Below are 26,997 nucleotides of genomic sequence, written 5' to 3'. Positions count from 1 at the left end.
ATGTCTGATCTGTGGGACGGTCTGAGCCAGGCGTTCTGGCTGGTGGTGATGCTGGATCCTGATCTGGTCGAGATCACTTTGCGCTCTCTCAGGGTCACTTTGACCGCCCTTGCCATCGCCTCTGCCATCGCCTTGCCATTGGCGGCCTTGCTGGCTGTCCGCCGGTTTCGCCTGCGCCGTCCGACGATTGCGGTGCTCAATGCGCTGATGGGGCTGCCGCCGGTGGTGGTCGGCCTGATCGTCTATGTCTTCCTGTCGCGGTCCGGGCCGCTGGGGGTGCTGGGGCTGTTGTTCACGCCCTCGGCGATGGTGATCGCTCAGGTGATCATCATCGTGCCGCTGGTGGCCTCGATCGCGCATCAGTCCCTGCGCGAGCTGTGGAGCGATTACCACGATCTGCTGATTTCACTGAATACCACCCAGGGGCAAAGGATCCGGGCGTTGTTGTGGGATGGGCGGCGGGCGCTGCTGACAGCGGCGCTGGCCGGGTTTGGCCGCGCCATCGGAGAAGTCGGCGCCATCATGGTGGTGGGCGGCAATATCGACCATGCCACCCGGGTTCTGACCACCGCGATCGCGCTGGAGACCGGCAAGGGCGAATTCGCCATGGCGCTGGGCCTTGGCTTTGTGCTGATTGGCATGGCGATTGCCGTCAACCTGTCGATCCACTGGATTGGCCATACCGAACGCGGGGGACGCTGGTGATGCAGATGTTTCCGCTGACCGTGGAGCAGGGCGTGGTGCGCAGGCGCGGCAAGGTGCTGGTTGGCCCGGTGGACCTGACGCTGGAAGGCGTGGGAGCGACTATCGTGGTGGGGCCGAACGGAGCCGGCAAGACCTCGTTTCTGAAAATGCTGCACGGCGTCGTACGTCTCAATGGCGGCAGCCTGACCTGGGCCTGCCCCAGGTCGGAGGCCGAAAAGCGTCAGGCCTTTGTGTTTCAGACGCCTGTGATGATGCGCCGGTCCGTGGTGGAAAACATCGCCTACCCCCTGCGCCTGATCGGGGTACCACGCAAGGAGGCCCGCGCCCGTGCTGCGGACTGGGCGCGGCGGATCGATCTGGGCGATGCGCTGGAGCGGCCCGCGGTGCTGCTTTCGGGTGGTGAGCGGCAAAAGCTGGCGCTGGCCCGGGCGCTGATCCGGGAGCCGGAAGTGCTGTTTCTGGACGAACCCTGCGCCTCGCTTGATGGACGGGCGACGCGGGAAATCGAAGAGATCCTGACCGAGGCGGCCCAAAGCGGGACTCGCCTGATCATGTCGACCCACAACATGGGTCAGGCGCAGCGGCTGGCGGATGAGGTGATCCTCATCATTGGCGGCCGCATTCACGAGTTCGCTCCGGCCGAAGCGTTTTTTGCCGGGCCTCAAACCCCGCAGGGGCAAGCATTCTTGAGAGGAGATATAGTAGAATGAAACATCTGGTGTTGGGCGTTGTCGCCTCGGCCGTCATGGCCACCGCATCCTTTGCCGAAGAGATGAAGATGGCGGTGACCACCTCGTTCCACAATTCCGGGCTGGCAGAGATCCTGCTGCCGGAGATCAAGAAGGATCTGGATCTGGACGTGCAGCTTCTGGTCGTTGGCACCGGTCAGGCGATCCGCCTAGGCGAAGCGGGCGATGTGGATGCGATCCTGGTGCATTCGAAAAAGGCCGAAGAGCGTTTTCTGGCTGGGGGTAACGGCACCCATCGCCGCGAGATCATGTACAATGATTTCGTCTTTATCGGACCCAAGACCGATGGCGCCGGGATTGCGGATGCGGAAACCGCAGTTGATGCCCTGCAGAAGGTTGCAGGTGCAGAGGCGCTGTTTGTCAGTCGCGGCGATGACAGTGGCACCCACAAGAAAGAGCTGAGCCTCTGGGCTGCTGCCGGTTTGGACGCTGAGGGCTTTGGCGACTGGTACCGCGCGGTGGGGGCCGGCATGGGCTCGGCGCTGAACACGGCAGCGGGGATGAATGCCTATATCATGGCCGACCGCGCCAGCTGGCTGAACTTTGGCAACAAGGGTGATCTGGCGCTGCTGTTCTCGGGCGATCCGGTGCTGTTCAACCAATACGCCTATCTGCCGGTGAACCCGGAGAAACACACCCATGCCAAGAACGATCTGGCGATGAAGCTGGAAGGCTGGCTGGTGTCGGACAAGGCCAAGGCGCTGATCAACGATTACAAGATCAACGGTGAGACCCTGTTTGTGTTCAACGCCAAGCAATAAGTCTTGTGTGAGCCACGGCGCGGGGATCTCCCGCCCGTGGCGCCGCATTTAAAATGCGTTGTCCCGGTTGGGCCAGGCGCCGCGCTTTGCGCGGCGCTTTTCCTTTGCTGAGAGGCGCCTCAGGGGCAGGTTTGCCCTGATGCGCCATATCGAGTGTCCAGTCCGCCAATTCCGCCTCAAGGGTGAACCGTGCATGCGCACGGCCGCTTGCGCGGCCCTTGACCCGGATTTGGCGAACGGCTTTTCGGCAGGTAGCGCTGGGCCCAACGGGAAAGGGCCATCGTCAGAAGTGCTTTGATGGGCGAGAGCTTTCTATTCGTCGCCGCCGACGGTCAGGGTCACCCGGTCGCCCGCAAACCAGGTTCGGCCGTATTCGATGGGGCGGCCTTCGGAATCTACATTGATGCCGGTGGTGCGCAGGATCGGGGCGCCTTCGGGGATGCGCAGGTGCAGCGCCTGTGTTGCCGTCGCCTGGCGTGCCGTGATGCGGGTCTCAAGGCGGGTATAGTCTTCGATGCCGCAGCGTTGCAGCGCGGCAGTGACGGATTGCGTCTCTTCCAGCGCCGTGAGCATCTCGGGGAACCTTTCGGCTGGAAAGATGCTTTGGAACAGGGCAATCGGCTGTCCATCTGCCAGCGATAACCCGTCGTAGACGTGCACCGGATCGCCGGGGGACAGCGCCAGCGCGGCGGCTTCGCCAGCGGCGGCTGCGCGGGTTTCGGTGGTCAGGATCTGCTTTGCCGGGGTGCGCCCGCCTTTGGAGATGTTCTGGTGAAAGCGCACCCGCTTGCCGATCGGGTAATCCGTCGGTTTGGCGGCAACAAACACTCCGGCGCCGCGCCGTGCATGCACCAGACCTCCTGCGGCCATTTCCGCCAGAGCGCGGCGCACCGTGTGGCGGTTAACGCCGAACCGCGCCGCCAGCTGCGCCTCTGCTGGTAGCTTGTCGCCGGTATCATAGCGACCCTGGCTGATATCGTCGGTCAATGTGCCTGCGATGGATTTCCAGACCGGGGTTCGGGCCATGTCATCAAACTTTCACAAGGATTGGCTTGCGCCCTTGCAGGCGAGTCACCTATGATTTGTCTAGTTGTATAGTAAATATAGACAACCCGGCCAAGAGGCTTTGACACGATGAACACCACAATTTCCGCAGAGGATCGCACAAGAGATCGCAAGGCCTGGATGGGTCTTCTGGCCTCGGCTGACGATGCCCGGCTTGCCGAGCTTTGGCGCGCCTTTGATCATGAGCCTGCCTTTGACTGGCTGCGCGCGCCCGAGGCGGGCGGCGTGATGGTCCGGGGCCGTATGGGCGGCAGCGGCGCGCCCTTCAACCTTGGTGAGATGACCGTCACCCGCTGCGCCCTGTCGCTGGCCGACGGCACGGTTGGCCACGGCTACGTGCAGGGCCGGTCCAAGGCCAAGGCCGAGATGGCCGCCAAGATCGACGCATTGATGCAGACCGATGCGGCCGAGGCGTTGCGCGCGACGGTTCTGACCCCGCTGGAGCAAGAGCGGGCGTCCGCCAAAGACGCGCGTGCCTCAAAGGCGGCTGCGACCAAGGTCGATTTCTTCACCATGGTGCGGGGAGAGGACTGATGAACCAGATGACGGACAACACGGTCTATGCGGGTGGGTTTGCCAACCCGCCAGTCGCCTCGGCCCATGCCTTTCGCGCGGCGATGAATGCTATGGCGCGGCCCGGCATGGTGCAAGAGATCACGGGCGCTATCCCGCCTGAGGGGATTTCCCATGCGGCGGGCAGCCTGCTGCTGACGCTTTGCGATCCCGAAACCGGCGTCTTTCTGGCGCCCGATGTGGACAGCGCGGCCCTGCGTGGCTGGCTGACCTTTCATACCGGCGCGCCCATTGTCAGTGCGGAGCAGGCGGATTTTGCCCTTGGAGGCTGGGGCGCCCTGATGCCGCTTGACCGCTTTCCCATCGGAACGGCGGAGTACCCGGACCGCTCCACCACGCTGATTGTTGAGGTCGCGGGATTTGATGCGCCCAATGCCACGCTCATCGGTCCCGGTATCAAGGACACGGCGCAGATGGCTTTGCCGGATCCGGTGGCCTGTGCGGGCAATGCGATGCTTTATCCGCTCGGCGTCGATTTCTTTTTCACCTCTGGCTCTCAGGTGGCGGCGCTGCCGCGCTCGACCCAGATCCTTGCGGAGGCCTGAGCCATGTATGTAGCCGTAAAGGGTGGCGAGCGCGCCATCGACAATGCCCATGCCTGGCTGGCGGAGGAGCGTCGCGGCGATACCTCGGTGGCCGAGCTGTCATTGGCGCAGATCCGTGAGCAGCTGTCGCTGGCGGTGAATCGGGTGATGGCCGAAGGATCGCTGTTCGATCCCGATTTGGCGGCACTGGCGATCAAACAGTCGCGCGGTGATCTGATCGAGGCGATCTTCCTCATCCGTGCCTATCGCACCACGTTGCCGCGCTTTGGCTATACGCTGCCGGTAGATACCGGTGCGATGGCCTGCGACCGGCGGATTTCGGCGACCTTCAAGGATGCGCCGGGTGGGCAGGTGCTGGGGCCGACCTTTGATTACACGCATCGCTTGCTCGACTTCAAACTGGCCGCCGAGGGCGAGGTGCCGGAAGCCCCCGCTGCAACGCCCAGGACCGAACCGACGCCCCATATCACCGAGTTCCTGCAAGGCGAGGACATCATCGAGCGTGAACCGAGCTCGGATGCCCAGCCCGGGGACCTGACGCGCGAGCCGATGGCATTTCCCGCTGACCGATCGGTCAGGCTGCAATCGCTGACGCGCGGGGACGAGGGGTTCATCCTTGGCATGGCCTATTCCACCCAGCGCGGCTATGCGCGCAACCACGCTTTCGTGGGCGAATTGCGCATCGGCACCGTGGCGGTGGAGATGGAGATCCCCGAGCTGGGCTTTGCCATCGAGATCGGCGAGGTGGAGTTGACCGAGTGCGAGACGGTGAACCAGTTCAAAGGCTCCAAGACCGTGCCGCCGCAGTTCACCCGTGGTTATGGTCTGGTGTTCGGCCAGTCGGAGCGAAAATCCATCGCCATGGCGCTGGTAGATCGCGCCCTGCGCTGGAAAGAGCTGGGCGAGGATAATCTTGGCGCCGCCGCGCAGGACGAGGAATTTGTCCTGAGCCACAGCGACAATATCCAGGCGACGGGGTTCCTCGAACATATCAAGCTGCCCCATTACGTCGATTTCCAGTCCGAACTGGAACTGGTGCGCAAGCTGCGCCGTGAAGCCGCCGAGGCGGTGGAGCAGATGGCTGCACGGGAGGCGGCGGAATGAGCGCCGTGCAACACAGGGCAGTGCCCGACCTCGGGTGGGGGCGAAGCGCCCTCCCGGGGGGGAGGTCGGGCGCGGCCCGGCGATGCCGGGCCAAACGGAAGAAGGGTGCCCAGAATGTCTGACTACAACTTTGCATACCTCGACGAGCAGACCAAGCGGATGATCCGTCGGGCGATCCTGAAAGGTCTGGCGGTGCCGGGCTATCAGGTGCCCTTTGCCAGCCGTGAAATGCCTATGCCCTATGGCTGGGGCACCGGCGGCGTGCAGGTCTCTGCCGCGACGCTGACCCCGGATGATACCTTCAAGGTGATCGACCAGGGCGCCGATGACACCACCAATGCCGTGTCGATCCGCAAGTTCTTTGAACGCACCGCAGGGGTCGCCACCACCGAGGAGACGGAACAGGCCAGCGTTATCCAGACCCGCCACCGTATCCCCGAGGCACAGCTCTCCGAAGATCAGATCCTCGTCTACCAGGTGCCGATCCCGGAACCGCTGCGCTTTCTTGAGCCGCGCGAGACCGAGACGCGCAAGATGCACGCGCTTCAGGAATATGGCCTGATGCATGTGAAGCTCTATGAGGACATCAGCCAGCACGGCGCCATCGCGACCTCCTATGCCTATCCGGTGAAGGTGTCGGATCGCTATGTGATGGACCCTTCGCCGATCCCGAAATTCGACAACCCCAAGATGGAGATGGCGGCGATTCAGCTGTTCGGCGCGGGCCGCGAGCAGCGCATCTATGCGGTGCCGCCCTATACATCGGTCGTGAGCCTTGATTTCGAGGATTACCCCTTCGAGGCCAGTAAGGCCGATCATCCGTGTGACCTTTGCGCGGCAGAGGACAGTTATCTCGACGAGGTGATCCTCGATGATGCGGGCAACCGGATGTTTGTCTGCTCGGACACCGATTACTGCCGTTCGCGGCGCGAGGCAGGCCATGTGGGCCGCCTGGGAGAGGAGGCCGCGGCATGACCCCTTTGCTGCAAGTGAAAGACGTCGCCAAGATGTATGGCGCGCGGATCGGCTGCACGGATGTGAGCTTTGATCTTTACCCCGGTGAGGTGATGGGCATCGTCGGCGAAAGCGGCTCGGGCAAGTCCACCCTATTGAACTGCCTTGCCGGGCACCTTGCGCCGGATCGGGGCGAGGTGGTGTTTGACACCCGCGCTGACGGGCCGGTGGATACGGTCACCATGTCGGAACCCGCGCGGCGGATGCTGGGGCGTACCGACTGGGCCTTTGTCCACCAGCACGCCCGCGATGGCTTGCGCATGTCGGTCTCGGCCGGTGGCAACATCGGTGAGCGGTTGATGGCCGTTGGCGACCGCCACTATGGTGATATCCGCGCCCGCGCCGCCGACTGGCTGGGCCGGGTGGAGATTTCCGATGCCCGCATCGACGACCGCCCCTCGGCCTTTTCCGGTGGCATGCAGCAGCGGCTTCAGATCGCCCGCAATCTGGTGACCGGGCCAAGGCTGGTGTTCATGGACGAACCGACCGGGGGATTGGATGTGTCGGTACAGGCGCGGCTGCTGGATCTGTTGCGGGGCCTAGTGCGCGAGATGGGTCTCAGCGCCATTATCGTCACCCACGATCTGGCGGTGGTGCGCCTGCTGGCGGACCGGCTGATGGTGATGAAGGACGGTCATGTGGTGGAAACGGGTCTCACCGATCAGGTGCTGGACGATCCGCAACATGGCTATACGCAGCTCTTGGTTTCCAGCGTGCTGCAGGTGTGAGGACAAAGTGATGATCGAACTTCAAAACGTCAGCAAAAGCTTCACCCTGCACAATCAGGGCAGCGCGGTGATCCCGGTGATGGAGGGCGCCACGCTTTCCGTCAAACCCGGCGAATGCGTCGGCCTGATCGGGGCTTCGGGGGCCGGGAAATCGACCCTGATGCGGCTCATTTATGGCAACTACTTGGCTGCCAGCGGCAGCATTCTGGTGGGCGGCACCGATGTGGCACAGGCCGAGCCGCGCGAGATCCTGGACCTGCGCCGCAAGACGCTGGGCTATGTCAGCCAGTTCCTGCGGGTGGTGCCGCGTGTGCCCGCGCTGGATGTGGTGGCGGATCCGCTGTTGGCGGTGGGCACCCCGATCAAGGAGGCGCGCGAAAAGGCGGCGACCCTTCTGGCGCAGCTCAACATTCCCGAACGGCTCTGGAGCCTCAGCCCCACCACATTCTCCGGCGGGGAGCAGCAGCGGGTGAATATCGCGCGCGGCTTTGCCTATGACTATCCGGCGCTATTGCTGGATGAACCCACCGCCAGCCTTGATGCGCAGAACCGCGCCACGGTGCTGGGCCTTATCGAAGGGGCCAAGGCACGCGGCGCAGCCATTGTCGGCATCTTCCATGACGAGGCCGCGCGCGAACAGGTCTGCGACCAGTTTGTCGATGTCTCGGGCTTTACACCAAGGGCCGCCGCATGAGCATGGGCGCGAACAAGGGGCCGGTGATTGCCGTTGTCGGCCCCTCAGGCGTGGGCAAGGACAGCCTGATGGAGGGGCTGCGGCAGGCCGATCCCGGCATAAAATTGATGCGCCGCGTGATCACCCGCGCGCCCGAGGCCGGGGGGGAGGATTACACCCCGGTGACCGAAGCCGCGTTTCTGGATCTGGCAGGCAAGGGCGCCTTTGCCCTCCATTGGCCTGCCCATGGGCTGCACTATGGCATCCCCAAAGAGATCGATTCTCTGCGCGTCGGGGCTACGGCCGTTCTGGTGAACCTTTCGCGCGGGGTGCTGCTGGAGGCGCAGGACGCCTTTGACGATTTCCGCATCCTGTCCGTCACCGCCCGCCCCGAGGTGCTCGCCGCCCGTCTGGCGGCGCGCGGGCGCGAGGATGCCGCCGAGGTGCAGCGTCGACTTGCCCGCGCGAGCAAACCCCTGCCTGCGGGGCTGGCCCAGGTCCATGAGATCGACAACAGCGGCGATCTTGGCGCGGCGGTCATGGCCGCCCGCGCCGCAATTCAGCCGGTCAGGGCGTAGCGGTGGATCAGATGGAACCGTCCCTCGGTATCTTCGCCCATCAGCGCCAGATCCTTGATCACGAAGGGCGTGGGCAAGAGCTGGATCAGATGCGCCTGCAAGGCAGCCTCGACGCTGGGCAGCTCCGGCTTGGGCAGCTTGCCACTCAGGGTGATGTGAAAGCGGAATTGATCCAAAACGTATGGGTAGCCCCAGGTTACAAGGTTCCGGTCCTGCTCGGGGCTGAGTCCGTTCGCGCGGCGGCGGGCCAGCTCCGCCTCGGGGGCGGGGGCGCGAAAGGCATCGAGATCGCGCACGCAGGCGGCGGCCAGCGCATTGAGCGCGCTTTCATCGCCCAAGGGGCGCAGCGCCAGAAACCGGCCCAGCCGCGCCAGTTGCAGCCCCTCCAGCGTGACTGGCGCCTGTGTAGCGGCCAGCGCGGCGCAGGCAGCCTCCAGATCGGCGCGGGAGGTGCCTTCGGCCAGTCGCATCGGCGGTTTCATCGTCGCATGCAGGCCATATTGGCGCGGCGTTGCGGTGATCGCGGCCACGTCCAGCCCTTCGACCTCCGGGTGCGCCACCTCGGCCCCGACCTCCATGTCCCAGCCCAGCCAGCTGGCACCAAACCGGCTCCATTCCGCCCCTTGGGGCGGCGCAAAATAGATCGCGTATCGCGTGAATGTCACATTGGCCTCCTAAACGTGGCCTTTCCAATACCTCGAAAGATGTGAAATCCAGATGACACAAGAGATGATCCTTGCCAATGCCACCCTTGTTCTGCCCGGCGAAACCCGCACCGGCAGCCTCAGGATCAAGGACGGAGAGATCGCGGATATGGCCGAGGGCGCGGGCGTGCCCACCGGTGCGGTGGATTGCGGCGGCGATTTTGTCAGCCCCGGCCTGATCGAGCTGCACACCGACAATCTGGAACGCCACATCCAGCCCCGTCCCAAGGTGGACTGGCCCCATGCCGCCGCGATCATCGCCCATGACGCGGAACTCGCAGGCACCGGGATCACCACGGTCTTTGACGCATTGAGGGTCGGCTCGATCAAGGCCAAGGAGGCGCGATACGGCCAATACGCCCGCAGCCTTGCCTCTGAACTCTTGGAGTTGCGCGCCAAGGATGCGCTCAAGATCAGCCATTTCCTGCACCTGCGTGCCGAGGTCTGCTCGGAAACACTGGTGGAGGAGCTCAATGAGTTCGGCGATGACGATCGCGTCGGGCTGGTTTCCCTGATGGACCACACGCCGGGGCAGCGCCAGTTCCGCGATATTTCGAAACTCGAGGCCTATGTGAAGGGCAAGCACGGGTTTGATGATGATGCCTTCCTGCAGCATATCGCGAACCTCAAGACCATGCGCGACACCTATGGCGATCTGCATGAGGTCGAGGCGGTGAAGGCCGCGCAGCGGTTTGGTGCGGTGCTGGCCAGCCATGACGACACCACCGAGGATCAGGTCGCCGTCTCGGCCGGTCACGGTATCCGTCTGGCCGAATTCCCCACCACGGTCGAAGCCGCCCGTGCCTGCCATGCTCATGACATCCAGGTGATGATGGGGGCGCCGAACCTGATCCGCGGCGGCTCGCATTCGGGCAATGTGGCGGCGCAGGAGCTGGCCGAGCTGGACCTTCTCGATATCGTGTCGTCCGATTATGTGCCAGCGGCGCTCTTGCTGGCGGCGGCGCGGCTGGGAGAGATCTGGGGTGATATGTCGCGCGGCATGGCGACGGTCACCAGCGCCCCGGCCAAGGCGGTGGGCCTGAAGGATCGTGGGGCGCTGGAGGTCGGCAAGCGCGCGGATCTGATCCGTTTCGCAATGCGCGCCGGTGTGCCTGCGCTGCAGGGCGTCTATTCCCGTGGTCAGCGGGTGGCCTGAAAAACAACTCAGCTTCATGTATTAAGGCCCCGGCGCAAAGCGCATCGGGGCCTTTTGTTTCGGTGAACGCCGTTGGGCGGCGCGTCAGGCGCGGTAGAACATGTAGCGGCCTTCGGGGATGCCTTCTGGGCCGTCCAGCTCCTCAAAACCCACCAGAGGCTGGCCCGAGACGATGATACCGCCCGGCGCCATGACAGAGGCGATCACCGGCGACATGGCAGCAGCCTCGGCGACGTCCTTTTCCTTGACGCCAAAGCCGAAATCATAGTGCGCCAGCACGATCTTGTGGCCCTCAGCCGCAAGGCGCTGCAGCATGGGTTCGGCTTCGCCTTGCAGGAAATCCTTTTCGGGCGGTACGCAGGAAGGGTGGCATTGCAGCACCCGGTCGATCACCCAGATACGGCGATCCGGCAGGATCTCGCGCAGGTGGTCATAGGTGCGTCCGTTGCCCAACCCCATGTCCAGCGCGTCGCCGGGAACATCCGTGATCTGCTCAGCGGCCCAGTTTAGCCCGTCCCGTTGCGCGGTCAGGCGGCGCAGCATCGAATCCAGTCGGCTCATTCAGGAAATCCTTTCGTCATAGGTCCAGGCCATGGCGGGCCCGGCCAGAAGACGTGCAATCAAAGTTTCGGTAAACCCCCAGATCCGGTCGTCATGCACCAGATGGTGGGTCAGGATGCCATAGGGTTCGCGGGTATCGGCGCGGCCCTGGCGGCGGTCTTTCAGCTGCGATGCGACCTGGGCGATCAGCTGCGCCTCGGGCAGCAATGACCGGCTGCCCTTCCAGTCGATCGGGTCCAGATGCGTGTTGATCTGCACGAGTCCCGGCGCGGCCTTGGTCCGGGAGCGCGGGGTAAAGGTCGACAGGGCGCAATAGCCAAGGCCCGCCATCCAGGGCAGGATCTCGGGCGCGATACGGTTCCAGGGCGGTACGAACATCGGGCGCAGGCTGGATCCGAAAAAGCTCTTCAGCCGCTCCAACCCGGCTTCGGCCTCTCCAAGCATATCCTGCACCGGACGGTGGGCGCCGAACTCGGCCTTTTTCTCACCCTCCGGGGCGTGGCTTTTATGAGCCCAGCCATGCACCACGGGGATCAGATCAGCCGTGTTCTGCAGATGCGTGGCCAGTTCCGGCTGGGCGTCCCGTGGGATGATCGCCAGATGCACCGGCAGACCCAGCCGCTGCGCGGTTTCGGACAGCTGCTGTAGTTGCGGCGTGACCTCGATGGCGTCATCATCGCGCCACCACAGGGGGAGCTGCAATCCGGCCTGCTGCCAGGCCTCGAGCTCCTGATCCAGCGCGCTCCAATCCGGGGTGATTGCCGGGGTCATCGACGGTCTCCTGCCAGTTCGGCAGCAATCTCTACCGTTCTGGCGGCGCCGTCAAACCGGAAGCGGTCGGTGGCGCGCGGCGCCTCGGCCATCACGCCTTTCACCGCCTGTACCAGCGCGCTTGGCGTCAGATCGGCGGTCTTCAGCACCGCGATACCGCTTAGCGGCGCCAGGCTCTCGGCGCGCAGGGATTGTTCCACTTCCTTGCCCGCGTCAAAGGGCACCAGCACGGCAGGTGCGCCCGCCTGCAGCAGGTCCAGCGCGGTGTTGTAGCCGCACATGCTGACCGAGGCGGCGGCGTGGCACAGCATCTGACGGAAATCGGGGCGGGCGGCTTCGATGATGGCGCGGGAGCCTTTGGCAGTGAACCGCGCGATCCGTTCTGCTGCGTCGCTGCCGCCGACCAAAAGCCGCCACGTGATATCGGGCGTCTGCTGCGCGGCCTCCAGCGCGGCGTCATATAAGGCATCGCCAACGCTGCCGCCGCCGGCGCTGACCAGCACCTCACCCGCGCCCGCCTGTTCGGGGTGCGGCAGGGCGGCTGGAGGCGCCACGTAACCGGTATAGCGCAGCTTGCCCGCCAGCATCTCCGAGACCGGCCAGCTGATATCCAGCCGGGTGGCGGCGGGGTCGGAATGCACCAGCACTGCATCGTAGAACTCCGCGATCACCGCGTCTGCCTCTACCGCCTTTTTGGGCTTGGAGGGCGGCGCCAGGATATCGCGGATCGAGGCCAGCACTACGGGCCGGTGCGGCAGGGCGTGGGCGGCCTTCAGCAGTGACAGAAACTCTCCCTTCAGGCTGCGGCGGCCAAAGGGGTAAAGCTCGGTGATCAGCACATCGGGCTGCATTTCGCGCAGGGTTTCGCACAAAGTGCGTTGCCGGGCGTCGTGATAGGCGTCATCCGCCACGGTGCCCTCGGCTGTCAGAAGTCGGGTGAAATCCACCCCGTCCGAGCGCAGCGGCGGCAGTTGCACCAGGTCCAGCCCCGCAAGGCTCAGCTGCGGCGCCGGAAATCCGCCCGAGGCCACGCGGACCTGATGGCCTGCCGCCGCAAAGGCCCGGCCCAGCGTCAGCGCCCGTGACAGATGGCCGGTGCCCAGCAGATGGGTGACTGCGATCAGGACCTTCATTGCGGCTCTTTCGGGATCAGGCGGATGGGATCGGGCTGCGGGAGCAGGGCATCGCCGTGGATCTCCACCATGAAGAGGCGGTTGCGCTTGATCCGGAAGGGCGCCGGACCTTCGAAGTCCCAGCCATAAGCGCGCGCCAGGATCATCCGCATGATCCCGATATGGCAGACCGCGACCGTGTCCCGGGTGAGGCGTTGCAGCCAGGGCGCGATACGTTCCCAGACCTCGGCCGGGGTCTCGCCGCCGGGGGGGCGGTAGTCCCAGCCCCAGTGCTCGATATCGCGAAAGCCGCTTTTCGGGTCGGCCTTGAGGTCGATCCCGCGCAGACCTTCCCAGTCGCCCCAGTCCATTTCAATCAGCTCGGGCGCCGTTTGGGGATCACGCCCGGCCACCAGTTTCGCGGTTTCGGCGGCGCGCAGCAGCGGGCTGGACCACAGATCCGCCGCATCCCAGGGCGCTGGCAATGCCTGCGCGGTCAGCTCGCTGCGGGCGGTATCATCCAGCGCAATATCGCTGCGGCCCTGAATGCGGCCCGCGCGGTTCCAGTCGGTATGTCCATGGCGCAAAAGGGCAAGACGGATCATGGATGGGCCTCCATCAGCGGGGCCACGGCGGCCCAGAAACGGGCGCTTGCGGCGGGGGCAAGGTGGGTTGTGGCAATCATCTGGCGCGCCTCGGCGCTGCGGCGGGTGCGCAGATCGGGATCGGTCAGCAGGGCGTTGATCTGCTCTGCCAGCGCCTCTGGCCCCTCTTCCGGTGCCGGGTATGCGGCAGGGGTGAGCACGTCGCGCATGCCGGGACGATCCTGCGCCACCACGGGCAGGCCGTGCGCCTGTGCCTCAAGATAGGCCATGCCGAAGGCCTCGTTGACGCCAGGCCAGAAGAACAGGCTGGCGCGCCCATAGGCAGCTGTCAGGCCGTCGCGATCCAGCTGTCCCAGAAACTGCACACGGTCGCCAAAGGGCGCCATCATCGCCTCGACCTCGGCCCGGGCGGGGCCATCGCCTGCGATCTCAAGCTGCCAGTCGCCCTCAAGATGGCTGAGCGTTTCCGCAATGATACGATACGACGACAGCTTGTCCCCCGCGCGCATCATGCCGACGCTGAGCATGGGACCGTCCAGCGTCGATGGCTCCGGCAGTTCGCGTTGCGGCAGGAAGGGCGGCAGATGCACCAGCGCCTGGCTGCCAAAGCGCTCGCGCTCCAGCGTGATCAGGTCGTTGGCAGTGAAATAGAAGATGGTATCGGCCGCATCGGCAGCGTCATGGGCGGCCTTGGCAAACCCGGCCCAGGGGCCCGTCAGGCGGCTGGTGGCGCGGGTGCTTTCGATCTGCACATAGGGAATGGAACGGGCGTGGGCCACGGCAGGCCCGATCAGGTCCGGTGCCTTGTAGTAGTTGTGGTAGGTTACCCAGAGATCCACGGGCGGCATCTCGTCCAGCAGGCGACGAACCTCTTGCCGGGCGGTCTCTTGCAGGTCGTTCTGCCGCTGCGCATCGCCTGTCTTGTCATAGATGCGCAGCTCGCTGACCAGATCGACGCGGGCGCCGCCTGCGGCAATCACATCCATCAGGTTGCGGGCCACTTCCCGGTCGCCCGAGGGCACCGGGCTGCGCGGCGATTTCATCGGCGCATAAAAGGCGATGTGTTTGCCGCTGCCGCTGGTCATGCGCCATTCAGCATGGCGTTGAGCCGTTCGGAAAGGCGGGCAATGCCCGGATCCATGCCAAAGTCACGGCGCAGGCGCTGGAGCGCGGCTTCGGCCATGGCGGCGGTCTTCTCTGGATCCTCGGCCATCTTGCAGATGGCAGCCGCCAGCGCTGCGGGGGCATCATCGCTGAGCAGACCATGGGTGCCGCTGTCGATGAATTCGGGGATGGCAGAGACGGGCGTCGACAGGATCGGCAGCCGCTGCGAGGCGGCTTCCATCAGCACGTTCGGCAGCCCGTCGCGGTCGCCATCTGCGGCAACGCGACTGGGCAGGACGAAGATATCGCTCTGGCGCATCGCCTCGATCACCTCGGGCTGGTCGCAGGCACCGCGCCAGGTGATGCGATCAGCAACGCCCGCGTCCTCGGCCATGCCCTGCAACAGATCGCCAAGGCCGCCACCGCCGATATGGGTCCAGTGCCAGTTCAGGTCCTTTGGCAGCAGCGCCAGCGCGTCGATCAGCCGGTCAAAGCCCTTCTTTTCCACCAGACGGCCAACGGACATCAGGTGCAGCGGATCGCTGGCCTTGCGCCAGATGCGGTCGGGCGGGGCGGGAAACCGGCTGAGGTCCAGCCCGTGATAGATCAGGTCGATGCGCGCCGGATCGTCCGACATATCGCGCAGGTGCTGGGCGCCAAAGGCAGTGCAGGTGGCGCCGAAGGTAGCGCCGTGATCGGCGCTGGACAGTTTTTCGCGGATCTCCCAGTCGGGCGAGGTCCAGATGTCCTTGGCATGGGCGGAGAAGCTCCACGGCAGGCCACGCATGATCGCCGCATAGCGCGCCACCGAGGACGGCGTGTGCAGGAAATGGGCATAAAGCCCCAGAACCGCGTCCGGCATTTCGGCGGCCAGCACGCAGGCCTGGCCAAACCGGCGGATGCGGTTGCGGCTGGGGTCGCGGCGCAGGTCGGCGCGCCAGATCCGCCGGGCCTCGGCGTAGCCCGGCAGCTTTTGCGCCGTCTCGCGGGCGCGCCAGACGCGCTCCGGCTCCTGATAGAGGTATTCGGGAAGGTAGTTCACCTGTGCCTGCAAACGGTCGTGCAGCGGGTGGCGTTTGACATCGGTGGGGTGGCGCAGGGACCAGATTTCGAAACTGTGGCCCGCGGCCTCCAACGCGACAAGCTCCTGCGCGATAAAGGTCTCGGACAGGCGCGGCCAGCCCTTGACCAGCACCGCAAGCGGTGGCCGGTTTGTGGTCATTCGGTTGCCTTTCGCGGCGCGTCCTGCAGCAGGGCGCTCACCCGGTGGGTGACATAATCGAGCCCGTCGAGGAACCCTTCGCCAAAAGCGGCAGAGGGGGATTTTTGATCCTTCAACGCGTCTATCGCGCGGATCATCGCCTCGGGGGTCCAGCCATCGCGGTCTTCGTCCAGCATGGAAACAAGGCCCAGTTCCTCGGCGCGGCTGGCGCGGATCCACTGTTCCAGACGCGGCGTGGTACGGGGCACGATTACCGCAGGTTTGTCAAAGGACAGAACCTCGCAGAAGGTGTTGTAGCCGCCCATGCAAACCACGCCGCAGGCGCCTGCAAACAGCGTTTCGATCCGGCTTTCGAAACCAACGCTGGTGACGCGGCCATCCAGCGCGGCAACGCGGGCCTCAAACGCCTCGCGTGTTTCTCCGGACAGGAAGGGGCCATAGACCAGCACGGCACGCGGGCTGAGGTTTGGGTCCCGTTCATAGGCCGACAGCACCAGATCCACCATCATCGCCCCGTCGCCACCACCGCCGGGGGTGATCAGGATATAGGGCTGTTCGGGCGGCTCACCGATCTGGCCCAGATCGCGGCGCAGGTAGCCGGTCCAGTGCATGCGGGAACGGGTTTCGGGAGATAGATCCAGCCCCTGCGTGGGGTCATAGACCGAGCTGAGGCCATAGACCCAGATTTCGTCGTAAAACTGTTCGGTCACTGGAACCGCGTTCTTGCGCTCCCATTCGGCAGCCAGCACCTCGGGTTCGTCCAGAACATCGCGCAGGCCCAGCACCAGCTTGCAATGGCCGCGGCTGCGCAGGCATTCCAGCGCGGGCATCAGCTCGCCGCGGAAACCGGTTGGCTCCTTGTCGACGATCAGCACGTCGGGATCGTATTGTTGCGCCATGGAGCGGATCAGCCCGGCGCGCATCTCGGTGGTTTCCTCGATGCTCATCCCCATGGTGCGCGAAGCATAGCTGCCGTCGGAGCGTTTGATCACCCCGGGCAGGCGCATGTGATCGACCCGGCTGGGAAAGGCAAACCGCCCGGCAACTGGTGAACCGGTCAGGATCAGCGCCGACGCAGAAGGATCGGCGGCGGTAATCGCCCCGGCAAGCGCCCGCGATCTGCGCAGGTGGCCCAGCCCGAAGGTGTCATGACTGTAGAGCATGACCCGGGGGCTGCGGGCGCCGTTTTCCCTGTCGGCGGTGGAGCTTGTCTGATCTTTCATAGGGTCGCCTGAACAGGTGTATTATCAGGGTGGTGCAATAGGCAGGCGCCGAAATCAAGGGCGATCGGCCTTTGCAGTCCCGATTGCGCAACAAATGGCAGCTAAAGCCCCGCGCGTCACGGCGATGTGCCAAAATCGTTCCGCTGTTGTTGCAGTAGGGCAATTGCGCCGACTGGGGGCGCTGGCTAGTCTGGTTTGAACTGTCCTGAGGATTTCAGACCATGAACTTCATTCCCGTCCGGCGGCTTCTCCCGGGGTTGTTTGCCCTGTTTCTTCTGTGTGCGCTGGTCATCGGGACTGCGGGCACAGGACATGCGCAGACGGCGGCTGACAACGGCGAGGATCCGATCGCCCGGGCCATCGAGCTGGCTGCCGAAAGCGGCGTTGATGTGATCATCGTCGACAGCGGCGGCGCCCGCGCGCAGGACGGGGCTGCGGAACAGGCCATCAGCGAACACGATGCCAAGATGGAAGGTGCATCGATGCTGATGAAAGCCCAGTCGGAGATGGATATCTTCCGGGCCGAATTGCGCAGTCGTTTGGAGGCGCTGCCCTATTCCATCTTTGAGATGAAATACATCCTGCGCCAGACCAGCCCCGATGGCCGGATCGCCACCTATGCGGAAATCCTGTTCTGGAGCCTCCTGTTCCTGTTTCTGGGGCGCTGGGTCACCGTTGAGCTCTACGGCAAGAGATTTGCGCTGCACCACGTGGTGGCCCGTACCAAGGAAAAGCCCGAAGGCTATCGCGAGAAAATGCCATTTTTGTTCTTTCGCTTCCTGCTGGGCGTCGGGGGAACGATCTTTTCGATGGGGATCGCGCTGCTGGGATCCTATCTTGTGCTGGGTTCCTCAGGCAATTCGTCGGTGCGGCTGACGGTGCTGGCGATCTATACCGCCTTTTTCCTGTCCCGGACCATATCGGACCTGTGGCGCATGGTGCTGTCGCCCTACCTTAGCCAATACCGGATACCGGCATTTTCCGACCGGGATGCCAAACGGCTTTATATCTGGGCTTCGGTGCTGGCGACCTATGATATTTCGACCCTCGTCTTTGCCGCCTGGGTCGGGGATTTCGGGCTGACTTACAACGTCTATGCCATCGTCTATGGCGGGCTGGCGCTTTTGGGGATTGTCGGCAATCTGGCGCTTGTCGCCTTCAACGCCGGGGCCATCAGCCGCGCCATCCGCGCGGGCCGCGATGCTGAGGAATGCTCCTGGCTGGTGCGGCTGCTGTCGGTGGCCTGGGCGCCCGCGGTCGTGGCCTATATCGTCTTTGGCTGGCTTCAGCTGGCCTTTGATCTGGTGCTGGAGCGGGAGATGTCGATCCCGCTGATGGCGGGAACCTATATGGTGCTGACCTCGATCTTGGTGGTCTATGGGATCATCAACTACGGGATCGAAGTCTATGCCGACAGGCGGCGTCTTCCCGCGCAAATGGTTCAGCCAGAGGACAGCGATGCGCAAGACGCCGATGGCCCTGACGGGGAGGCTGTAGAAGCAGATGAGGCGGCCGCCGCTTCGATGCGAAAGCGCCACCCGATTGCCACCTATGAGGATTTGGCGCGCAGGGTTGCCGGGGTTCTGGCCTTTGTCGGCGGGGCGCTGGCATTGATCTATGTGTGGAACCCGGATCTTGACTGGACTGACAATTCGGCCATCGACCGGATCTTCGACATCGTGGTGATCCTGTTCCTTGGCTATATCATCTACAGCGTCTCGCGGATCTGGATCGACAGCAAGATCGACGAGGAAGTCGGCGATATGCCCGAGAGCGAGCTGGGCGATGAAGGCGGCGCAGGCGGGGCCAGTCGGCTTGCCACGCTGCTGCCGCTGTTCCGGGGCGCCATTCTGGCGGTGGTCGTGGTATCGATTGCTCTGATCCTGCTGATGCAACTGGGGATCAATGTCAGCCCGCTGTTCGCTGGTGCAGGCGTTGTCGGTCTGGCGGTGGGCTTTGGCTCACAGACGCTGGTGCGGGATATCTTTTCCGGCGCCTTCTTTCTGGTCGATGATGCCTTTCGCAAGGGTGAGTATATCGACATCGGCGACGTGAAAGGCACGGTCGAGAAGATCTCGGTCCGCTCCTTCCAGCTGCGCCACCATCTGGGCGCGCTGCACACCATTCCCTTTGGCGAAATCCGGGTGCTGACCAACTATTCCCGCGACTGGGTGATGATGAAGCTGCCCTTGCGGGTGACCTATGACACCGATGTGGAAAAGGTCCGCAAGCTGATCAAGAAACTGGGGCAGGAGCTGTTGGACGATCCGGTCATTGGCGACAATTTCATCCAGCCGCTGAAATCCCAGGGCGTCATCGAGATGCAGGATTCGGCGATGATCATCCGGGTGAAATTCATGACCAAACCGGGCGATCAGTGGCTGGTGCGCAAGAAGGTCTACGAGGAAATCCGCCAGCTGTTCGCACGCGAAGGCATCAAGTTCGCTCATCGCGAGGTCACGGTGCGCCTTGCGGAGGATCAGAACGAGAACCTGACCCCGCAGCAAAAGGAGGCGGCGGCGGGGGCCGTGCAGGCGGCGATTGATGCCGATCTTCTGGACGCCGATGAGGGCAGGGGCGGCGACGACCGATAGGTCTGTGCTGCATAAATTCTGAAATTCGCGGTGCGTGAGAACAGGGCGCTCCCGCCCCCGCGCCTGAGCGCCTCTGCGCTCCGCCTGGGGTTGGGCACGGCGCGGGCGGTCTGCCATTCTTGAGGGAGATGCCAGATGGCTAAGGGTCAGCTGGTCCAGACGGGCTCGGAAGAGCCGCATTTGTCTGCGGGTAGGTCCCAGCGCATGCCGGTCTCTCCCAGCGCAAGCGGCGGTTTCAGGCGCAGACCCGGTCCCCATCCGGAATGTTCGCGGGAAGGTGCATAATCCTGCGCCTCGGCCTGGGTGATGGAGGGGCCACCCTGCGATGGGCGCAGGCTGGCAAGCAGCTCGGCGGTGCGGGCCAGGGACAGCCGTGCCTGCGGGGTCTTACCGGTCTCGGTGGCCCGGCTGAGGGCGGAAATCACCGCCGCAGCCAGAAGATAGCCAGTGGCGTGATCCAGTGCTTGCACCGGCAGCGGGGTCGGTTTCTCTGCGCCTGCCCAGATCCGGCCTGCATCGGCGATGCCCGCGCTCATCTGTACCAGACTGTCAAAGCCGCGGCGGCGCACCCAGGGGCCGGTCCAGCCATAGGCGTTGAGCGTTGCCTCAATCCGGTTTGGGGCGATCCGGTCGCGGGTTGCCTGATCGTAACCAAGACCTGCAAGGGCGCCGGGGCGGTAGCCGTGCACCAGCACATCGGCCTTGGCCAGAAGTGCCTCGAAACGGCGCCGGTCCGGGTCCTTGCGCAGATCGAGCATGGCCATGCGCTTGCCCAGCGAAATATCCGGTATCACCCCCGGCTCATCCCAGCCGGGCGGGTCGATCCGCAGCACCTCGGCGCCAAATCCGGCCAGCGTCCGGGTGGCAATCGGCCCGGCCAAGACCCGGGTCAGATCCAGCACCTTCAGTCCGGCCAGCGGCCGTGTCTCACTTGCTTCAGGACGCGCACGCGGAGAGACGTCGCGTGGGGCGGTCCATTGTACCAACGGTTCCGAGCCGACTGCCTGTCCCTGCGGGTGCGACAGCCACAGCTCGCGGCTGCGCATGGTGGCCGACACGCCTCCAGCAGCGACGATCTCGCGCTCCAGCAGGTCGCCGTCCCATTTGCTGACGGCCGTGCGCACCGCCTCGGGCGTGCCTTCGCAGCCGAGCACCTGAAGCGCGGCGGCGCGGTGATGGGGCAGGTTGGTGTGCAGGCGGATCCAGCCATCGGCGCAGGGATAGTCCCCGGCAATCGGATCCCAAAGCGATGGCATCTCCCAGCCTGCGGGGCGAAAACTATAGCCGAACCACAGCGCCGCCAAACGCTGATCCACGGTGACTTCGGGCGCGCGGGGCGCAAGACCTGCCACCTTCATGTAGCGGGCCAGTTCCACGCCGACGGCAGCAACAGAGGCAGTGGCCAGCCCGGTCACCGCAAAGGCACTGGGCCTGTGCCCGCTGCCGGTGATGGCATAGCTTGCGGGATCGGGAAGGGCGGCAAGCAGGGTCATTGTTGATAGGGGTCCAGACTGTCGCGCAAGCCGTCACCAAGGAAGTTGAAGGCCAGCACTACCACCACGATGGGCAGCATGGGAATGGCGGTCCACCAGTAGATCTCGATATTGGCGAGGTTCTGCGCATCGTTCAGCATCACGCCCCAGCTGACCGCAGGCGCGCGCAGGCCCAGGCCCAGAAAGGAAAGCGCGGTTTCGCCCAGGATCATCGCCGGGATCGACAGGGTTGCCGAGGCGATGAGGTGGCTCATGAAATTCGGCAGGAGATGCTTGCGGATCACCCGGCCCGATGTGGCGCCCATCATTTCGGCGGCGCGCACGTATTCCTCTTCGCGCAAAGACAGGAACTTGGCCCGCACCGAGCGCGCAAGGCCGGGCCAGTCCAATATGCCAAGGATCACCGAGATGATGAAGAAAACCGCCACCGGAGACCAGTTCGAGGGCACGGCTGCTGAGAGCGCAAGCCACAGAGGCAGCTCCGGCAGGCTGCGCAGGATCTCGATCACCCGGTTGATCACCCAGTCGATCCGGCCACCGAAATAGCCCGCAATAGAGCCGAAAAAGATGCCTAGAACGAAGGAGACCGTGATCCCGATCAGACCGACGGTCAGCGACAGCTGCGCGCCATAAAGGATGCGGCTGAAGACATCGCGGCCCAGCCGGTCTGAACCCCAGAGAAACAGCGGCACATCGGCGCCGGGCGCGCAGACCAGATGGGTGTCGGCCGGGATCAGCCCGGCGATATCGTAGGAGCTGCCTTCGCAGAAGAATTTCAGCCGCAGCGGGTTGTCCAGATCCGGTTTGAACTCCCACTGGAAGGTTTCCAGATTGGCCTCAGAGGTCATCGGGTAGATGAAGGGGCCGAGGAACTCGCCCTCGTGGAAGAGATTGATCTCCTGCGGCGGTGCATAGAGATGCTCGCTGTGACGTTCGTTCGGGCCATAGGGCGCGACAAAGCCGACAAAGGGCAGCATCAGATAGCAGAACAGCAGGAAGGCACCGGAGATCAGGCCCAGCCGGTGCGTCTTGAACTTGCGCCAGATCAGCACCCAGTTCGGAGCATCCAGATCCTTGCGCTCCAGCTCGCGCAGGGACTGTTCGGCGTCATAGGGGGCATCGTCGACATAGCGACCGTCGGGCAGCTTGCTCATGCGTCACGCCCCTCATAGCGGATGCGCGGATCCAGAAGGACCAGCAGCACGTCCGAAATCATCGTGCCGATCAGGGTCAGAAGGGCGACGAACATCAGGATGAAGGCCGACAGGAACATGTCTTGCGATTTCAGCGCTTGCAGCAGATCCGGCCCGATGGTTTGCAGTCCCAGCACCACCGAGACCAGAACCGATCCCGACACCATCGAGGGCAGCAGGTTGCCGATGTCAGCGACAAAGGGATTGAAGGCCACCCGCAGCGGGTACTTCGCCAGCATCCGCGAAGGCGACATGCCCTTGGCAATCGCGGTTTCCACATAGGGTTTGCCCAACTCGTCCAGCATATTGGCGCGCAACCGCTGCATCATCGCCGAAGCGCCCGAGGTGCCGATGACGAAGGTTGGAACGATCAGGTGGATGAGGATCGATTTCACCTTGTCCCAGCTCATCGGCTCACCCTCGTAGATGGGGTCCATCAGCCCGCCGATGGGCAGGTCGAACCAGCGATGGCCGTAGTAGAACAGGATCAGCGCCAGGAGGAAGTTCGGCGTCGCCAGACCGAGGTAACCGACAAAGGCCGAAGTGTAATCCACCCAGGTGCGCGAGCGCGCCGCCGCCAGAACTCCCAGCGGCAGGGCCACCATATAAACAAAAAGAACCGCTGCGAGATTAACGAGAACCGTCAGCCACAGGCTGTCACCGACGATTTCGGCCACCGGGCGGTCGAATTCGAAGGACCAGCCGAAATTGCCCTGAATGAGGCCTGAGAAGCCGTGCGGGCCGGGCATGAAGCCAGCCCAGATGAAATACTGCTGCCACATGGGCTTGTCGAGCGCGTATTCCGTGCGCAGGAACTCTGCCTTGGCCACGCCTGCGGTCTGACCGCTGGCGCGCAGCTCGGCGATCTGGTTGGACAGGTAGTCGCCGGGTGGCAGGTTGATGATCACGAAGATCAGCACCGACACCACCCAAAGCGTCAGCAGCATGGTGCCGAAGCGGTATATGGCGTAGCGCAGGATTCCCATCAGCCCTTACCGTCCTCGAAGAAGAACTCATCCATGCGGTGGACTCCAAAATGAGCGCCGGGGTCCCAGGCCCAGATGCCGCGTTCTGGCACGTTGCGCAGGCGGTTTGACACCACCACGGGCTGCGGCGCCTCGGCCACAAGGCCAATGCCGTAGACCTGCTCGGAATGGATTTTCAGCATTTCTTTCCAGGCCGCGATCCGCTCCTCTTCGGTGGTGGCGATTTCCCAGTCATGCGCCAGCTCCATCAGGCGCTGGGCGGGTTCCATATCGGGGGCTTCGCCGACCTCTCCGCCGGTCTGGTAGTACTGCCCCCATTTCGGCCAGGCCAGGAAGACCTGATCGGTCGGCGCCAGATAGGCGGGCGAGGTATAGGGCTGCGGCAGCCCGTTGTCCCAACCATACCAGACCGAGGCGGCGGTGGTGCCGGAGAACACCCGGTTGCGCAGAATGTCGCGATCCAGCGGGCGCATCACCAGCTTCACCCCAACATCGCGCCAGTCGTCGGTGATGATCTGCAGGGCGTTTTCGACCTCCTGCCGCTCACCGGCGGTTTCCACGATCAGCTCCATCGGGCGGCCGTCGGGCAGTTGGCGGATGCCATAGCCATCCTTTTCGGTCAGCCCGACCTCATCCAGCAGCTGATTTGCCAGATCGGGATCGAACTGGGCCCAGGCCTCGCGCAGGGCGGGATCGAAGAACGGGCTTTTTTCCAGCACGGTCATGGCGCCGGGTTTGGCCAGTTTGAAGTAGAGCGATTTGTTGATGGCGGCGCGGTTGATGGCGACCGACAGGGCGCGGCGCACCCGTACGTCACGCAGCAGCGCGCGCCAGACCGGATCATTCACGTTGAGGTTCGGATAGATCGCGATCTGCGAGGCAGTGCCGGTGCCCCAGAGGAAGGTCCGGTAGTTGCCGCCGTCGGCTTCGCCCTTGCGCAGAATCGGAATGTCACGAAAACCCAGACCACGGGCCTGAAGGTCTGCCTCTCCGGCGTTGGCTTTGGCAGCCACCAGCCCGCCCGAGACGATCTCCATTTCCACCGTGTCGATATAGGGCAGCTGTACGCCCTTGGCGTCGATCCGGTGGTAATAGGGGTTGCGCACGAACAAGTGGCGGATCTTCTTGCCCGCCGTCGCGTTCATCCACGGCTGCAGGGTGGGCAGCTCGTGATTGTCGAACTTGTACATGTTGTCGTATTTGTTGTGCAGCGCCGCCCAGCTTTTGACGCGGGCGTAATCCACTTCCTCGGCCAGTTTGGCCGGGTCGGCGAAATCGGCGTGGAACTGCTTCAGATAGGCCGAGGGCCGGTAGATGAAGGGCGGGCGCGCCTGCGCCAGATGGTGCAGGAAGCTCGGGTTCGGGTTCTGCCATTCAAAGACGACTGTGGTTTCATCCGGGAATGTAACCTCTGGCAATTCGCCCTCGGCGCGCATGAATTCCGGCGGCCCGGCGGGGCTGAGCAGCGGGTTGTTGGCGATGTCCTTCCACCAGTATTCGAAATCGGCCGAGGTGAAGGGGGATCCATCCGACCAGCGATGCCCGGGGCGCAGGTGCAGGGTAAAGCGCTTGTTGTCCTCTTCCTCATAGCCCAGCAGGATATCCGATTGCAGTTTGTAATCGGCATCATAACCGACCAGCCGCGCGTAGCCATAGACCACCATCTGGCGGATGTCTTTCGACCGGGTCACCATGGTGTTGAGCGCACCGCCCTGCACGCCAAAGGCGCGGCCCTTGGCCTCCAGATTGACCACGAGCGGCGCATCCGGCAGGCGTTCTGCCGCCTGGGGCAGGTTGCCAGAGGCGACCTCCTGTTCCCAGAAGGCGCTTTCCTGCGGGGTGGGCAGCGTGCCTGCCAGCGCGGCAAGCGGTGTCAGCAGTGCGGCCACCGCGATGGCAAGTATGGGTTTCAGGGCATTTCGTTTTGTCGCGGTTTTCGGGGCGTTAAACATGGCAACGTACCTTATGTCCGGGTTCCAGGATGACCAGAGGCGGGGCCTCGGCTCCTGTGAATCTGAAATGTTCGGGCCAGCTGTCCGGCGCGCCGGCGCCTTGCGACACCAGATCCAGATTGATCGGGCGGTCGATGTCGGGTTCCGGCTGCGCTGCGATCAGCGCCTTGGTGTAGGGATGCTGGGGGTTGTGGAACAGCGTCTGCGGCGGCGCCTGCTCGACGACCAGACCGCGCCGCATCACGGCGACCTCATCGGCGATCCGCGCCACCACCGCCAGGTCGTGGCTGATAAAAAGATAGGACAGCCCCTGCTGTTCCTGAATGTTTTCCAACAGCCGCAGGATCTGTTCCTGCACCGACACATCCAGCGCCGAGGTCGGCTCGTCACAGACGATCAGCGATGGATCCAGCATCATCGCGCGGGCAATCGACAGGCGCTGGCGCTGGCCGCCGGAAAAGGCATGCGGATAGCGTTGCAGCATCTCGGGGCCAAGGCCGACGGTCTTCAGCATCATCGCGGCCTTGTCGCGGCGGTCGGCGGGGGTGCCGATGCCGTGGATTTCCAGCGGTTCGGTCATGGTGTCCGAAATGCGCATGCGCGGGCTGAGCGAGGAATAGGGATCCTGAAACACCATCTGCGCCTCGCGCTGAAAGGCGGTGCGGGCGGCGCGGTCCATCTGGTGAACCTTGACGGTCTCTCCATCCGGATCGGGGCGGAACAGAACCTCGCCGCCGGGATCGGGCGGTTCGGCCCCCAATGCGATGCGGGCGGCGGTGGTCTTGCCAGAGCCGCTTTCGCCGACGATGGCCAGCGTCTTGCCGCGTGGCAGTTTCAGATCAACCCCGCGACAGGCGTGGATAAAGGTGGGGGCCGCCCAGCCTTTTCCGGCGCGCAGGGTATAGGTCTTGGAGACTGCTTTCAGCTCAAGGATCAGATCTTCCTTGGGTTCTGGCGGCACGGCCTGCGCGGCGGCGGGGATCTTGGGCGCGGCATTGATCAGCGCCCGGGTATAGGCATGGGCCGGATCCGATAGGATCGGCCCGGCAGGGCCTGCCTCCATCACCCGGCCCTTGTGCATGACCACCACGTCCTCGGCCATATTGGCAACGACGCCCAGATCGTGGGTCACGAGGATCATCGCCATGCCGGTATCGCGCTGCAATTCCTTCATCAGGCCCAGAACCTGTGCCTGCGTTGTCACATCCAGCGCCGTGGTCGGCTCATCCGCGATCAGAAGATCGGGTTTGGCCACCATCGCCATGGCGATCATCGCGCGCTGGCGCATGCCCCCGGACAATTCAAAGGGATAAGAGTCATAGGTGCGTTGCGGCTCGGGAAAACCGACCCGTTCGAAACACTCCAGAACCTCCTTGCGGGCAGCGGCTTCGCTCTTTCCTTCGTGCAGCCACAACACTTCGGAGACCTGGTTGCCGATCCGGTGCAGCGGCGACAGGGAGCGCATCGGCTCCTGAAAGATCATCGCGACACGGTTGCCGCGCACATCCCGCATGCGCCGCTCACCAATCGAGCACAGATCCAGCGGCGCATCACCGCCATTCAGGATCACGCGGCCCGAGCGGATCTGCGCCGCGCGCGGCAGAATGCGCAGCAGGGCGCGGCAGGTGATCGTCTTGCCGGACCCGCTTTCCCCGACCAGCGCCAGGGTGCCGCCGGGGGCAACGTCAAAACTAACATCGCGCACGACAGCTTCATCCCGGCCAAAGCCGATGCTGAGGCCCTCGACTGACAACAGCGGCGCCATTCAGTTCAACCCGTCTGAGGTCCGGTGATGTCTCTTCATGATCTTCCCGTTTCCCTGTTTT

Annotated in this window: 26 protein-coding genes; 12 read left to right on the top strand and 14 right to left on the bottom strand. The window is 64.1% G+C overall.

Annotated features, from left to right (window positions below):
* From SM766_RS10985 to SM766_RS10975, 3 genes are read left to right on the top strand one after another with little or no spacing between them, the layout of a single operon-like run.
* Entirely contained in the window at positions 1–705 is a 705-nt protein-coding gene (locus SM766_RS10985) for an ABC transporter permease (protein WP_065272274.1), read from the top strand.
* Positions 705–1,415, top strand: a complete 711-nt coding sequence (locus SM766_RS10980) for an ATP-binding cassette domain-containing protein (RefSeq protein ID WP_368947804.1) — start codon at positions 705–707, stop codon at positions 1,413–1,415. The genes SM766_RS10985 and SM766_RS10980 overlap by 1 nt, the downstream gene beginning before the upstream one ends.
* On the top strand, positions 1,412–2,215 hold the full coding sequence (locus SM766_RS10975; protein ID WP_274831582.1) for an ABC transporter substrate-binding protein: 804 nt from the start codon (positions 1,412–1,414) through the stop codon (positions 2,213–2,215). Before SM766_RS10980 ends, SM766_RS10975 begins: the two co-directional genes overlap by 4 nt.
* A gap of 312 nt (positions 2,216–2,527) precedes the next feature.
* Here the strand turns inward: SM766_RS10975 and phnF are convergent, their stop codons facing one another.
* Entirely contained in the window at positions 2,528–3,241 is a 714-nt protein-coding gene (gene phnF, locus SM766_RS10970) for a phosphonate metabolism transcriptional regulator PhnF (RefSeq protein WP_368947803.1), read from the bottom strand.
* A 108-nt stretch (positions 3,242–3,349) separates the two neighbouring features.
* Between phnF and phnG the strand changes: the two genes are divergently transcribed.
* The 7 genes from phnG (at position 3,350) to phnN (ending at position 8,495) form a co-directional block, all read left to right on the top strand.
* Positions 3,350–3,814 (top strand): phosphonate C-P lyase system protein PhnG, encoded by a 465-nt coding sequence (gene phnG / locus SM766_RS10965; RefSeq protein WP_368947802.1) that lies wholly within the window; start codon positions 3,350–3,352, stop codon positions 3,812–3,814.
* Positions 3,814–4,398, top strand: coding sequence for a phosphonate C-P lyase system protein PhnH (gene phnH, locus SM766_RS10960; RefSeq protein WP_368947801.1), 585 nt, complete (start codon positions 3,814–3,816; stop codon positions 4,396–4,398). The genes phnG and phnH overlap by 1 nt, the downstream gene beginning before the upstream one ends.
* 3 nt (positions 4,399–4,401) lie before the next feature.
* Positions 4,402–5,502: a carbon-phosphorus lyase complex subunit gene (locus SM766_RS10955; protein ID WP_368947800.1), complete on the top strand. Its 1,101-nt coding sequence runs from the start codon at positions 4,402–4,404 to the stop codon at positions 5,500–5,502.
* 114 nt (positions 5,503–5,616) lie between these two features.
* Positions 5,617–6,477, top strand: a complete 861-nt coding sequence (locus tag SM766_RS10950) for an alpha-D-ribose 1-methylphosphonate 5-phosphate C-P-lyase PhnJ (RefSeq protein ID WP_274831577.1) — start codon at positions 5,617–5,619, stop codon at positions 6,475–6,477.
* Complete coding sequence (phnK, locus tag SM766_RS10945) at positions 6,474–7,244, top strand: phosphonate C-P lyase system protein PhnK (protein WP_192964531.1); 771 nt, start codon at positions 6,474–6,476, stop codon at positions 7,242–7,244. The genes SM766_RS10950 and phnK overlap by 4 nt, the downstream gene beginning before the upstream one ends.
* 10 nt (positions 7,245–7,254) lie before the next feature.
* Positions 7,255–7,938, top strand: coding sequence for a phosphonate C-P lyase system protein PhnL (gene phnL, locus SM766_RS10940; RefSeq protein ID WP_368947799.1), 684 nt, complete (start codon positions 7,255–7,257; stop codon positions 7,936–7,938).
* Complete coding sequence (phnN, locus tag SM766_RS10935) at positions 7,935–8,495, top strand: phosphonate metabolism protein/1,5-bisphosphokinase (PRPP-forming) PhnN (protein ID WP_368947798.1); 561 nt, start codon at positions 7,935–7,937, stop codon at positions 8,493–8,495. The genes phnL and phnN overlap by 4 nt, the downstream gene beginning before the upstream one ends.
* On the opposite strand, the gene SM766_RS10930 is transcribed toward phnN, so the two are convergent.
* Positions 8,477–9,160, bottom strand: coding sequence for a DUF1045 domain-containing protein (locus tag SM766_RS10930; protein ID WP_368947797.1), 684 nt, complete (start codon positions 9,158–9,160; stop codon positions 8,477–8,479). The two genes, phnN and SM766_RS10930, sit on opposite strands and share 19 nt — an antisense overlap.
* Before the next feature lie 52 nt (positions 9,161–9,212).
* Between SM766_RS10930 and SM766_RS10925 the strand changes: the two genes are divergently transcribed.
* On the top strand, positions 9,213–10,355 hold the full coding sequence (locus tag SM766_RS10925; protein WP_368947796.1) for an alpha-D-ribose 1-methylphosphonate 5-triphosphate diphosphatase: 1,143 nt from the start codon (positions 9,213–9,215) through the stop codon (positions 10,353–10,355).
* Positions 10,356–10,439: 84 nt separating this feature from the next.
* Here the strand turns inward: SM766_RS10925 and SM766_RS10920 are convergent, their stop codons facing one another.
* From SM766_RS10920 to SM766_RS10890, 7 genes are read right to left on the bottom strand one after another with little or no spacing between them, the layout of a single operon-like run.
* Positions 10,440–10,916, bottom strand: a complete 477-nt coding sequence (locus SM766_RS10920; protein ID WP_274835377.1) for a class I SAM-dependent methyltransferase — start codon at positions 10,914–10,916, stop codon at positions 10,440–10,442.
* Positions 10,917–11,675: a polysaccharide deacetylase family protein gene (locus SM766_RS10915; protein WP_368947867.1), complete on the bottom strand. Its 759-nt coding sequence runs from the start codon at positions 11,673–11,675 to the stop codon at positions 10,917–10,919. It lies immediately after the preceding gene.
* A gap of 8 nt (positions 11,676–11,683) precedes the next feature.
* Positions 11,684–12,820, bottom strand: a complete 1,137-nt coding sequence (locus tag SM766_RS10910) for a glycosyltransferase family protein (protein ID WP_368947795.1) — start codon at positions 12,818–12,820, stop codon at positions 11,684–11,686.
* Positions 12,817–13,404 (bottom strand): histidine phosphatase family protein, encoded by a 588-nt coding sequence (locus tag SM766_RS10905; protein ID WP_368947794.1) that lies wholly within the window; start codon positions 13,402–13,404, stop codon positions 12,817–12,819. The genes SM766_RS10910 and SM766_RS10905 overlap by 4 nt, the downstream gene beginning before the upstream one ends.
* A complete protein-coding gene (locus SM766_RS10900) occupies positions 13,401–14,489 on the bottom strand; it encodes a glycosyltransferase family 4 protein (RefSeq protein WP_368947793.1) in 1,089 nt (362 codons plus the stop codon). Before SM766_RS10900 ends, SM766_RS10905 begins: the two co-directional genes overlap by 4 nt.
* Entirely contained in the window at positions 14,486–15,730 is a 1,245-nt protein-coding gene (locus tag SM766_RS10895) for a glycosyltransferase family 4 protein (protein WP_368947792.1), read from the bottom strand. The genes SM766_RS10900 and SM766_RS10895 overlap by 4 nt, the downstream gene beginning before the upstream one ends.
* On the bottom strand, positions 15,727–16,953 hold the full coding sequence (locus SM766_RS10890) for a glycosyltransferase family protein (RefSeq protein WP_368947791.1): 1,227 nt from the start codon (positions 16,951–16,953) through the stop codon (positions 15,727–15,729). The genes SM766_RS10895 and SM766_RS10890 overlap by 4 nt, the downstream gene beginning before the upstream one ends.
* 221 nt (positions 16,954–17,174) lie before the next feature.
* Between SM766_RS10890 and SM766_RS10885 the strand changes: the two genes are divergently transcribed.
* Complete coding sequence (locus SM766_RS10885) at positions 17,175–19,547, top strand: mechanosensitive ion channel family protein (protein ID WP_368947790.1); 2,373 nt, start codon at positions 17,175–17,177, stop codon at positions 19,545–19,547.
* A 146-nt stretch (positions 19,548–19,693) separates the two neighbouring features.
* Here SM766_RS10885 and SM766_RS10880 read toward each other — a convergent pair whose 3' ends face one another.
* From SM766_RS10880 to SM766_RS10860, 5 genes are read right to left on the bottom strand one after another with little or no spacing between them, the layout of a single operon-like run.
* Positions 19,694–21,040 carry a CoA transferase gene (locus SM766_RS10880; RefSeq protein ID WP_368947789.1) on the bottom strand — a complete coding sequence of 449 codons (1,347 nt, stop codon included), beginning with the start codon at positions 21,038–21,040 and terminating at the stop codon, positions 19,694–19,696.
* Complete coding sequence (locus SM766_RS10875) at positions 21,037–22,194, bottom strand: ABC transporter permease (RefSeq protein ID WP_065272293.1); 1,158 nt, start codon at positions 22,192–22,194, stop codon at positions 21,037–21,039. Before SM766_RS10875 ends, SM766_RS10880 begins: the two co-directional genes overlap by 4 nt.
* Positions 22,191–23,219: an ABC transporter permease gene (locus tag SM766_RS10870; RefSeq protein WP_368947788.1), complete on the bottom strand. Its 1,029-nt coding sequence runs from the start codon at positions 23,217–23,219 to the stop codon at positions 22,191–22,193. The genes SM766_RS10875 and SM766_RS10870 overlap by 4 nt, the downstream gene beginning before the upstream one ends.
* On the bottom strand, positions 23,219–25,171 hold the full coding sequence (locus SM766_RS10865; RefSeq protein WP_368947787.1) for an ABC transporter substrate-binding protein: 1,953 nt from the start codon (positions 25,169–25,171) through the stop codon (positions 23,219–23,221). Before SM766_RS10865 ends, SM766_RS10870 begins: the two co-directional genes overlap by 1 nt.
* Positions 25,164–26,936, bottom strand: a complete 1,773-nt coding sequence (locus tag SM766_RS10860; RefSeq protein ID WP_368947786.1) for an ABC transporter ATP-binding protein — start codon at positions 26,934–26,936, stop codon at positions 25,164–25,166. Before SM766_RS10860 ends, SM766_RS10865 begins: the two co-directional genes overlap by 8 nt.
* Positions 26,937–26,997 lie beyond the last annotated feature (61 nt).

It is taken from the genome of Pseudophaeobacter sp. A-200-2 (assembly GCF_041008815.1).
Taxonomy (GTDB): Bacteria; Pseudomonadota; Alphaproteobacteria; order Rhodobacterales; family Rhodobacteraceae; genus Phycobacter; species Phycobacter gallaeciensis_A.
This window is presented reverse-complemented; position numbering and strand designations above follow the sequence as displayed.